We start from the raw sequence: 9,507 nt of genomic DNA, 5'->3' as shown, positions 1-9,507 counted from the left end.
CTGAAATACCGGTTTTTCTGAATCACGATAGGAACTTAGCTTAGCTGTCGATAAGCTCTGGTTCCTAAGCCCCTAAACAAATAGAGCACCTGCATCAGGCTGGCCAGTCCGATCGACGCGCCGGTTGCCAGCACGATGCCGATCAGCCCGCCCAGCGCCGCCAGCGCCACCGCCTCGATCAAAAACTGCAGCAGCACCTCGCGCTCCAGCGCGCCAATCGCCAGCCGCAGGCCAATCTCGCGGGTGCGCTCGGTCACGCTGACCAGCATGATGTTCATGATGCCGATGCCGCCCACCAGCAAGCTCACCGCCGCCACCGCGCCCAGCAGCATGGTCATGACCTTCGTCGTGCTGGAGAGCGTGTCGGCCAGCTGCTTGGTGTCCAGCACGTTGAAGTTGTCCTCGTCGCTGTCGGCCAGCTTGCGTCGCTCGCGCAGCAGCTGGCTCAGGCTGGCCTTCACGCGCTCGGCGTTGCTGCCTTCCTTCATCGACACCAGCAGGGTGTTGACGCGGGTGTTGCCGGTGATGCGGCGCTGCAGCGTCTTGATCGGCAGCAGCACCATGTCGTCCTGGTCGTTGAAACAGTACAAAAGTGGCGGAAAATGAACCTCGATTTTCAGTACTGCATTGACTTTGCAATACAAACTAGAAACCGTCTGTCTTGGCAACAGCCAAACGTAGCAAAAGGATTTCAAGCACATGAGCGCAGCGACGATGCCCCGCCCCGTAGACTATATAGAGTCAGCACGCCGACACATGAAAGACGCTCGCGTTTTGATGGATGCTGGCCGCCAGGCGAATGCGGGCCAACTGCTGGGATTTACTGTTGAATGTGGCCTGAAAGCCTTGCTGGTCGCTTGCGGTGTTGAGAAGGACCCAGAGGGTGGCGTGTCATTTGGCAGCAAATTACGAGAGCATTTACCCAAGCTGAACACAAAGATTGTTTCATTGGGGCACCTAATTCCCGATGGACAGCGCTCCACACACTATCTGGCCATGCTACCCAATGTGGACAAATTCTTAGACTGGAAAGTGGAGCACCGCTACTTCAGGGAGTCGGCTTTGCCACTAACTTCCCTGCCGCAGTGGAATCTGGCGGCACAAGAAATAAATGAAATGCTGGATCAAGCAGAAATTGATGGAGTGATGTGATGGCAATGACCCGATTTAACGATGCCTTGCGACTGGCTACTGAAACAGTTCACGCTCCAGAACTGCCCAAAGAGTGGCCGGTGTGTGTGGTGCGTGATGTCTATGGCCGGATACGTTTTGCCATTGACTGCAATGCAGACCAATATCCCACTCACGCCCGCGAACACCTTGAGTCCACATTGGCCAAACTGGGTGCTTACGCCACCAAAGGCGAAATCATTTTCAGGGATGATTTATCCAACCCAGACGTCCTTTTTAAAAGCCCGGACTGGCACTTGACCACTGTTTCTAGCGGTTTTGACGAGGAAGGACAGGCGAAACCGGAGTTGCCCGTTCAGGTGTTGGACCGTCAAATCATGGGTCAAGACTGGCTTAACCCTGTCAATCAGCCAGAGCCACACCCGCACAGAATTGTTTTCTATGGACTTAAAGGAGGCGTTGGCCGATCCACCGCTTTAGCGATGGTTGCTTATGGGTTGGCGCGTACAGGCAAGCAGGTTTTATTACTTGACTTCGACTTGGAGTCTCCCGGTCTGTCTGGCTTGCTGCTGCCGCCTGAGCGGGTCACCGAGTTCGGCCTAGTGGACTGGTTTGTGGAAGACGCGGTTGGGCAGGGTGACTCTGTCTTGAGAAATCTTGTCTCCTCCAGTCCACTAGCTGACACCACGCCAGGCACCATTCGCGTGGCCTCTGCCATGGGGCAAGGCGAGTCGGCTTATTTGTCCAAGCTGGCTCGCGTCTATGCCGACGTGCCCAGCCGCGAAGGCCGTCCAGGCTTGCAGCGCTTTGCGGCCCGAATGCAATCTGTGGTGCAGCAGTTGGAAGCCCAAGAACAGCCCGATGTCGTGCTGATCGACAGCCGGGCTGGCTTGCATGATGTGGCCGCTATTTCCATCACCAGCTTGGCAGACACGGCATTGTTATTTGCCACGGACGGGGCGCAGAACTGGCAGGGCTATGAACAACTGTTTGCGCATTGGCAGCATCGGCCAGAAGTCTGCAGGCAAGTGCGCGAGCGGCTGGCCATCGTGCAGGCGCTGGCCCCCAAGGGCAACCGGGAAGGCCGCTCCAAAGCATTCCTGAATCACGCGTACGAGCTGTTTTCGAGCACGCTTTATGACGAGATTGCGCCTCCTTCCATCAATGCCGCCGTGCCGTTGCCTGTGGTTCAGTCCGATGATGATGCTCCTTACAACCCTGACATGGGTAATGAGGCCGCGCCGCATTTCCCCATCCGGGTTGATTGGGATGAAGTCTTTCAAGAGTTCGACCCCAAGGTTCGCCCGGAACAGGGCGGCGTGAGCGACGCCGAAATTGATGCCAAATTTGGGGCCCTGATTTCCTGGGTGAAATCGAGATTGCAGGGGACTAATAATGAATGACGTGCAAAAACTCAGGGCCGGAGTCCGTGAAGCGGCCGATTCTTTGGATCAAGCCGGTGGGGTACCTGACCGTGCTCCTGTGTTTACCTATGTGCCGCCCAGCCATGCGCGTGCTCTGGACCCAGCAGTCACGTTGGTCGAGGGGATTCGAGGGGCGGGTAAAAGCTTTTGGTGGGCGCAACTCGCATCACCAAGTCACCGGAAATTTATTCAGACTGCATTTCCAGAGGTTCGTTTTAATGCGCGCTTGAAAGTAGCACGTGGCTTTGGGACCAGACTGGAAACTAGTGATGCACCCAGTGCGGAGGTCCTTGCCCAATTGATTGAAAATTATCGCCCGCGCTCCATCTGGCGTGCCGTGCTGGCTTTTCACGCGGGCTTTGGCGGTGAATTTTCTACCTTGAAGCGTTGGTCTGAACGGGTTAAATGGATTCAGTCCAATCCGGAAGATTTTGATGAACTGCTAGATCAGGCAGATAAAAATCTCGATGCACGCGGTGAAACTTTGCTGATATTGTTCGACGCACTAGATCGGCTTGCTGAAGACTGGAAGCACATCAACCCATTGGCAAAAGCATTATTGCAAGTAGCTTTGGATGCGCGTTCCACGCGCCGGATTCGGTTTAAAGTTTTTGTGCGGCCCGATATCTTGCAAGACCCTGCCATTACCGGATTTCCTGATTTTTCCAAACTTCTGGCACATAAAGCTGATTTGAATTGGCGAAGGGCTGATTTATATGCTTTATTTTTCCAATGCATGGGCAACTCAGAAACAGGTGGTGCAACTTTTCGCAGTATGGTGAAAGAAGTATCTGGTGTTGCATTAATCAAAAAAGGGGATGGCTGGGTATTGCCTCCTTTGTTGCGCTCTGATGAATCACTGCAAGAGCAGCTTTTTATCGAATTGGCCGGCGAAGCTATGGGCAGCAGTAAAAAACGTGGCAAACCCTATACTTGGCTGGTTAATCACCTGCAAGATGGTCTGAATCAGGTGAGTCCGCGTAGTTTTTTTGCAGCACTCAGAACAGCAGCAGAAGATACTCCCGATGATTTTCCGCTGACCATTGATTACAGAGCTATTCAGACGGGCGTACAAAAAGCTTCACAGATTCGTGTGCAGGAGATCACAGGTGAGGATTACCCTTGGATTCAATTGGTGATGGCTCCGCTCTACGGAAATTTAACGGTGCCTTGTGAGACCCAGGAATTCGAGAAAATCTGGCACCAGCACGACACGCTGGCAGGCTTGGAAGAAAAATTGAAGGCCGGTAAAGCTGCTGTCAAACTGCCCCCACAAAATCTGGCTCTTGGAACCCCCGGAATCTTGCGTGATTTGGAGCTTTTGGGCATCGTTCAACGCCTGCTTGATCAACGCATACAAATGCCCGATGTTTATCGGATCGCCTTTGGGCTTGGCCGCCGGGGAGGCGTCAAGCCGTTGAAGTGAATTTTTGTGATAGCCAGCTTCTGGCCGTGTTCACTCGTGCCGCAGCGCCTCGATCGGGTCCATGCGGGCGGCGCGCCTGGCCGGAAAATAGCCGAACAGCACACCAATGCCGGCCGAAAACACAAATGACACAACATTCACCGTCGGATTAAACAAATAGGGCACCTGCATCAGGCTGGCCAGTCCGATCGACGCGCCGGTTGCCAGCACGATGCCGATCAGCCCGCCCAGCGCCGCCAGCGCCACCGCCTCGATCAAAAACTGCAGCAGCACCTCGCGCTCCAGCGCGCCAATCGCCAGCCGCAGGCCAATCTCGCGGGTGCGCTCGGTCACGCTGACCAGCATGATGTTCATGATGCCGATGCCGCCCACCAGCAAGCTCACCGCCGCCACCGCGCCCAGCAGCATGGTCATGACCTTCGTCGTGCTGGAGAGCGTGTCGGCCAGCTGCTTGGTGTCCAGCACGTTGAAGTTGTCCTCGTCGCTGTCGGCCAGCTTGCGTCGCTCGCGCAGCAGCTGGCTCAGGCTGGCCTTCACGCGCTCGGCGTTGCTGCCTTCCTTCATCGACACCAGCAGGGTGTTGATGCGGGTGTTGCCGGTGATGCGGCGCTGCAGCGTCTTGATCGGCAGCAGCACCACGTCGTCCTGGTCGTTGCCGAAGGCGCCCTGGCCCTTGGACGCCAGCACGCCAACCACTTCGCAGGAAATCTGCTTGACGCGCAGCGGCTCACCAAGGGCCGGGCGCGCGCCAAACAGTTCGCGGCGCACGGTTTCGCCAATCAGGCAGACGGCGGCGCCGGCGCGCAGCTCGTCGCGGGAGAATTCCCGGCCGTCGCCGATGGTCCAGTTGCCGGTTTGCAGCCAGGCGTTGGTGCTGCCGATGACGCTGCTGGTCCAGTTGCGGCCGTTGGCCACCAGCGTGCTGCTGGCGCGGGCCTCGGGCGCGACCGCCACAATGCCGCCGATCTGGCTGGCGATGGCGTCGGCGTCGAGTTCGCTGAACGAAGGCGCGACGGCGCCGCCGCTGCCCGGCCCCATGCGCTGGCCGGGGCGCACCTGCAGCAGGTTGGTGCCCAGCCCGGAAATCTGGTTTTGCACCGCCAGCGTCGCGCCGTTGCCCAGCGTGACCATGGTGATGACGGCGCTGACGCCAATCACGATGCCCAGGATGGTTAAAAAGGAACGCAGCAAATTGCGCCGGATCGAGCGCAGCGCCAGCAGCAGGGTGTTGAGCAGCATCAGCGGACCTCCGCCACGGGCAGGGCAGCGCCGGGATGTTCCAATCCGGCCGGGTGCGGGTTGCGCATATCGCTTTCCACCAGGCCATCGACGAATCGCACGATGCGCCGCGCATAGGCGGCCATGTCGGGCTCGTGCGTGACCATCAGCACGGTGATGCCCTGGTCGGCATTGAGCCGCCACAGCAGTTCCATGATCTCGCGGCTGCGCTGGGTATCAAGGTTGCCGGTCGGCTCGTCGGCCAGCAGCACCGCCGGATTCGTGACGATGGCGCGGGCAATCGCCACGCGCTGCTGCTGCCCGCCGGACAGCTCGGACGGCATGTGGTGTTCCCAGCCCTTGAGGCCTACCTGGTCGAGCGCCCGCGCGGCGCTGGCATGGCGGGCGCCAGCGGCTTCGCCTCGGTAGAGCAGCGGCAGCTCGACGTTTTCCTGCGCCGAGGTGCGCGCCAGCAGGTTGAAGCCCTGGAACACAAAGCCGAAAAAGCGCCGTCGCAGCAGGGCGCGCTGGTCGCGCGTGAGCGACTCGACATGCACGCCCTGGAACAGGTATTCGCCCGAGGTCGGCGTGTCCAGGCAGCCCAGCGTGTTCATGGCGGTGGATTTTCCTGATCCGCTGGGGCCCATGATGGCGACAAAATCGCCAGCCTCGATGTCCAGGTCAACGCCCTTGAGCGCCAGCAGCGCGGTGGCGCCTTCGCCATACAGCTTGGTGATGCCGCGCAGGCGGATCAGCGGCGGGGCAGTGTCGCTCACGATGCGGCCCCGGTAGCCTGCTGGTCGGTGATGACCGCCATGCCTTCTTGCAGTTCGGTGCTGCTGACTTCGGTCATGCGGCCGTCGCTGATGCCGGTGGTCACCGAAACGGCCAAGGCCTGGCCGTCCTTTAGGACCCAGACCTGCCTGGCGCCGGCGGCTGCTGCGGCGCTGGTGTCGGCTGGTTTGCGCGCGCCGGGGCGTGGCATGCGCGGCATGAGTTTGGAGGCAAAGCTGCCGCCGGACGCCGCCGCCGCCGGGCTGCCGTCCTGCGCCGGCGCAAAGCGCAGCGCGGTGTTGGGCACCAGCAGCACGCCGCTGCGCTCGGTGGCAATGATGGTGGCCGCCGCCGTCATGCCGGGGCGCAGGCTCAGGTCGGTGTTGTCGACGTTCAGGTAGGTGACGTAGGTGACGACGTTGTCGGTCTTGGTCGAGCCGAAGGCGACGCGTGTCAGCACGGCCGGGTAGCGGCGCGACGGGTAGGCGCTGACGGTGAAGCTGGCCTTCTGGCCGGTCTTGACCGCGCCGACGTCGGCTTCATCCACGTTGACTTCCAGGCGCAGCTGCGTCAGGTCCTCGGCCACGGTGAACAGCGTCACCGCCTGCAGCGAAGCGGCCACGGCGTTGCCCGGATCGACCGTGCGCGTCAGCACCACGCCGTCGATCGGCGAGCGGATCGACGCCTTGGACAGGTTGGTCACGTCGGTCGAGACGGCGGCGCGCGCTTCGGCCACATTGGCGCGGGCGCTGGCTTCAGCCGCCACGGCGCGGTCCAGGGTGGCGCGGGCGGTGTCGAGTTCGGCCGCCGACGGCACCTTTCCGCCGGACAGGCGTGCGACTTCCTCGAAGCGCGCCAGGCTGGCCCTGGACTCCTTGACGGTGGCGCTGCTTTGCGCCTGCTGCGCCTGCGTGGCGGCCAGCGAGGCGCGCGAGCGCAGCACCTGGTCTGACAGCTTGGCGGTGTCGAGTTCGACCAGCACCTGGCCTTTCTTGATGCGGTCGTTCACATCGACCAGCACACGCTTGACGGTGCCCGAGAGTTCGCTGCCGATGTTCACCGCGCGCGTCGGCTGCAGCGTGCCGTTGGCCAGCACATTGAGGGTCAGGCCGCCCCGGCTGACGGTTTGCGTCACATAGCGCGGCAAGGCGCTGGCCTTTTGCCCGGCCTGCCAGTACGCCAGGCCGGCCAGCAGCGCCACGACGAGCGCGGCGACGATCCAGGGCGCGGGGCGCCGCCACCAGGGCCGCGCCTGGTCCTCGTTCAGCAGGGCCTGGAGGTCGTCGGCCGACGGCGTGGACGGCGATGCGGGCGAGGGCGAAGCGGCAAGGGGCTTGGGGGTGTTCATGGCGTGGGCGTGGGCGCGAATGGCGTGTGAAGTGGCGAGAAAAAGGGTGCGTGCCGTGCGCGGCTAGGCCGGCGGCTGGGGCGGCGACTCCAGCGCGCGCGTCCAGCCGCCGCCCAGCGCCTTGTACAGCCGCACATGGTCGGTGCTCAGGCTGGCGCGGGTGCTTTCCACGCTGTCCTGCGTCGAAAGCAAGGTGCGCTGGGTTTCCAGCACCGCGCGAAAGTCGATCAGCCCGCTGGCATAGCGCTGGCGGGCCAGCAGGTCTGCATTGCCGGCCGCTTCAGCCGCCGCCTGCAGACGGGCCAAGCGCTCGCGGTTGCCCTGTAGCGACACCAGCGCGTCCTCGACGTCTTTCAGCGCGATCAGCACCGTGGCCTGGTAGCCAAGGCGCGCCTGCTCCAGCGCGGCCTGCTGCGCGCGCACCTGCGCCCGCGCCGCGCCGCCGTCGAACAGCGGCACCGAGACGCCGGCCAGCAGCGCGTTGGCGACCGACGCGCCGCCGGTCAGCGTTCCCAGCGTCAGCGCGCGCAGCCCGAGCGAGCCGCTCAGCTGAAAGCCGGGGTAGCGCGCCGCATCGGCCTGCGCCATGCGGGCCAGCGCCGCCGTGATGCGGTGCTCGGCAGCGCGCACATCGGGGCGCTGGCGCAGGGTTTCGGCCGGAAAGGCCAGCGCCAGGTCGGCTGCCGCCTGCGGCACTGGCGCGTCCGTTGCCAGTTCGCTGCGCAGCACGCCGGGCGACTGGCCGGTCAGCACCGCCAGACTGCTGGCGACCTGCGCGATGCCAATGTCGAGCGACGGAATCTGCGCGGCGGTCTGCTCGCTGGCGGCAATGCCTTGCTCCACGTCGAGCGACGACGCCAGCCCGGCCTGGGCGCGCCAGCGGGTGAGCTGCAGCGTCTCGCGCTGCGCCGCGAGGCTGCCCTGGGCAATCAGGCGCTGCGCCTGCAGTCCGCGCAGCTGGAGGTAATTGATGGCGGTTTCGGCGGCCAGCGACACCTGCACATTGCCCAGGCTGGCGGTGGCGGCCCCGACATCGGCATCGGACGCGTTCAATGCGCTGCGGTTGCCGCCGAACACGTCGGGCTCCCAGCTGGCATCAAAGCCGGCCTGAAACAGGTTGCCCGCATGGCTGCCGCCCGACTTGCTGCGCTGCGCTGAGGCCGAGGTGTCCACCCGGGGACCAAGTCCGGCCGCGCTCACGTCGCGCAGCGCTCGCTCCTGCCCCAAGGCGGCCTGCGCGGTGCGGATGTCGGTGTTGGCCTGCAATGCCCGGGTGACCAGTTCGGTCAGCTGCGGGTCCTGAAAGCCCTGCCACCATACGGCCAGCGACGCGGCGTCGGCGGGGCCGGAGGCGTAAGGCGCGGGCGTTGACCATTCGGCGGGCACTTGCGTTTCCGGCAGGGCTTGATTGGAAGGCGTGGTTGACGCGCAGGCTGAAAGCAGCGCTGCCAGCGCCAAGGCCAGCGGGGCCAAGCGGTTGCGGGCTTTGCGGGGCAGGCAATGGGCGGGAGGTTTAAGCGGCATCGGGTCAGACGGTGGGGCGGGCTTGGTCATTTTGCGGCGGTGATGGCCGGGTAATCCCTGATGATTGATGAATTTATGTAAAGCTTGGGTTGGCATGGCTTGATCTTCGTCTTGTGGGCGCTGCTTCGCTTTGCTGGCCGGGAATCGCCCGGCGGTGACTCACTTTTCTTTGCTTCGCCGAAGAAAAGTAAGCAAAAGAAAGGCGATCCGGCTGTCTGGAACCCTTCGCTGCGCTAGGGGCAGCGCCGGCCCGGCCAACACGGGGCAAGCAAGGATAAACAGCCGAACAGCCGCAGCGACGGGTTCCAATCAATAAGTGCTACTAATTCAATATCGACTAGTGCATGTGTAATCAAACGCAAGAAGCACTTTTACTCAAAATCCGGACTGAATTGGCGTGCGGCCTTACTTTCCATTTCACGCAGACAGCGCACGGCCAGAAGCATTTTCGCAGCCGGGGCATGAATTGAAGCCAGGCCGGATCGCAGCAGCCAGTCTGCCGGACACAAGGTGCCGTATCCAGTCTGGATTCAGTGACTTGAAAGTGGCACGGGACGCTACCTTTCATTACGAAAAACTACCTAAGGGTCTAACCCGGTAGCGGCGCGTCCTCTGCATGAATAGGATTGCCCTGTAAGTTTCACGAAACGCTGTGCAACAGC

General features: G+C 62.0%; 7 protein-coding genes and 1 pseudogene. 3 read left to right on the top strand and 5 right to left on the bottom strand.

Going from position 1 to position 9,507, the window contains the following annotated elements; translation table 11 throughout:
- Positions 1-74 precede the first annotated feature (74 nt).
- Positions 75-578 (bottom strand): annotated as a pseudogene (locus tag ACP7AD_RS10240) (FtsX-like permease family protein); the annotation flags it as partial.
- Positions 579-756: 178 nt separating this feature from the next.
- On the opposite strand from ACP7AD_RS10240, the gene ACP7AD_RS10235 reads away from it, so the two are divergent.
- The 3 genes from ACP7AD_RS10235 to ACP7AD_RS10225 are packed head-to-tail and all read left to right on the top strand — an operon-like array spanning position 757 to position 3,981.
- Entirely contained in the window at positions 757-1,152 is a 396-nt protein-coding gene (locus tag ACP7AD_RS10235) for a hypothetical protein (protein WP_426146350.1), read from the top strand.
- Positions 1,152-2,534 (top strand): KGGVGR-motif variant AAA ATPase, encoded by a 1,383-nt coding sequence (locus ACP7AD_RS10230; RefSeq protein WP_426146352.1) that lies wholly within the window; start codon positions 1,152-1,154, stop codon positions 2,532-2,534. The genes ACP7AD_RS10235 and ACP7AD_RS10230 overlap by 1 nt, the downstream gene beginning before the upstream one ends.
- Positions 2,527-3,981, top strand: coding sequence for a hypothetical protein (locus ACP7AD_RS10225; protein ID WP_426146353.1), 1,455 nt, complete (start codon positions 2,527-2,529; stop codon positions 3,979-3,981). Before ACP7AD_RS10230 ends, ACP7AD_RS10225 begins: the two co-directional genes overlap by 8 nt.
- Positions 3,982-4,011: 30 nt before the next feature.
- Here ACP7AD_RS10225 and ACP7AD_RS10220 read toward each other — a convergent pair whose 3' ends face one another.
- The 4 genes from ACP7AD_RS10220 to ACP7AD_RS10205 form a co-directional block, all read right to left on the bottom strand.
- Positions 4,012-5,220, bottom strand: a complete 1,209-nt coding sequence (locus tag ACP7AD_RS10220; RefSeq protein ID WP_426146355.1) for an ABC transporter permease — start codon at positions 5,218-5,220, stop codon at positions 4,012-4,014.
- Positions 5,220-5,975, bottom strand: coding sequence for an ABC transporter ATP-binding protein (locus ACP7AD_RS10215; RefSeq protein WP_426146357.1), 756 nt, complete (start codon positions 5,973-5,975; stop codon positions 5,220-5,222). The genes ACP7AD_RS10220 and ACP7AD_RS10215 overlap by 1 nt, the downstream gene beginning before the upstream one ends.
- Positions 5,972-7,321 (bottom strand): efflux RND transporter periplasmic adaptor subunit, encoded by a 1,350-nt coding sequence (locus ACP7AD_RS10210; protein ID WP_426146359.1) that lies wholly within the window; start codon positions 7,319-7,321, stop codon positions 5,972-5,974. The genes ACP7AD_RS10215 and ACP7AD_RS10210 overlap by 4 nt, the downstream gene beginning before the upstream one ends.
- 63 nt (positions 7,322-7,384) lie before the next feature.
- Positions 7,385-8,845 carry an efflux transporter outer membrane subunit gene (locus ACP7AD_RS10205; protein WP_426146360.1) on the bottom strand — a complete coding sequence of 487 codons (1,461 nt, stop codon included), beginning with the start codon at positions 8,843-8,845 and terminating at the stop codon, positions 7,385-7,387.
- Positions 8,846-9,507: the final 662 nt, after the last annotated feature.

The sequence above is a fragment of the Polaromonas sp. DSP2-3-2b2 genome, assembly GCF_049895905.1.
In the GTDB taxonomy this organism is placed as follows: Bacteria; Pseudomonadota; Gammaproteobacteria; order Burkholderiales; family Burkholderiaceae_C; genus Polaromonas.
The sequence above is the reverse complement of the archived record's forward strand: the minus strand, read 5'-3'. Positions and strand labels throughout refer to the sequence as shown.

Coding starts and splice junctions, on each gene's coding strand:
- ACP7AD_RS10230 (WP_426146352.1), top strand. CDS start 1,152: ATGGCAATGACCCGATTTAACGATGCCTTGCGACTGGCTACTGAAACA.
- ACP7AD_RS10210 (WP_426146359.1), bottom strand. CDS start 7,321: ATGAACACCCCCAAGCCCCTTGCCGCTTCGCCCTCGCCCGCATCGCCG.
- ACP7AD_RS10225 (WP_426146353.1), top strand. CDS start 2,527: ATGAATGACGTGCAAAAACTCAGGGCCGGAGTCCGTGAAGCGGCCGAT.
- ACP7AD_RS10205 (WP_426146360.1), bottom strand. CDS start 8,845: ATGCCGCTTAAACCTCCCGCCCATTGCCTGCCCCGCAAAGCCCGCAAC.
- ACP7AD_RS10235 (WP_426146350.1), top strand. CDS start 757: ATGAAAGACGCTCGCGTTTTGATGGATGCTGGCCGCCAGGCGAATGCG.
- ACP7AD_RS10220 (WP_426146355.1), bottom strand. CDS start 5,220: ATGCTGCTCAACACCCTGCTGCTGGCGCTGCGCTCGATCCGGCGCAAT.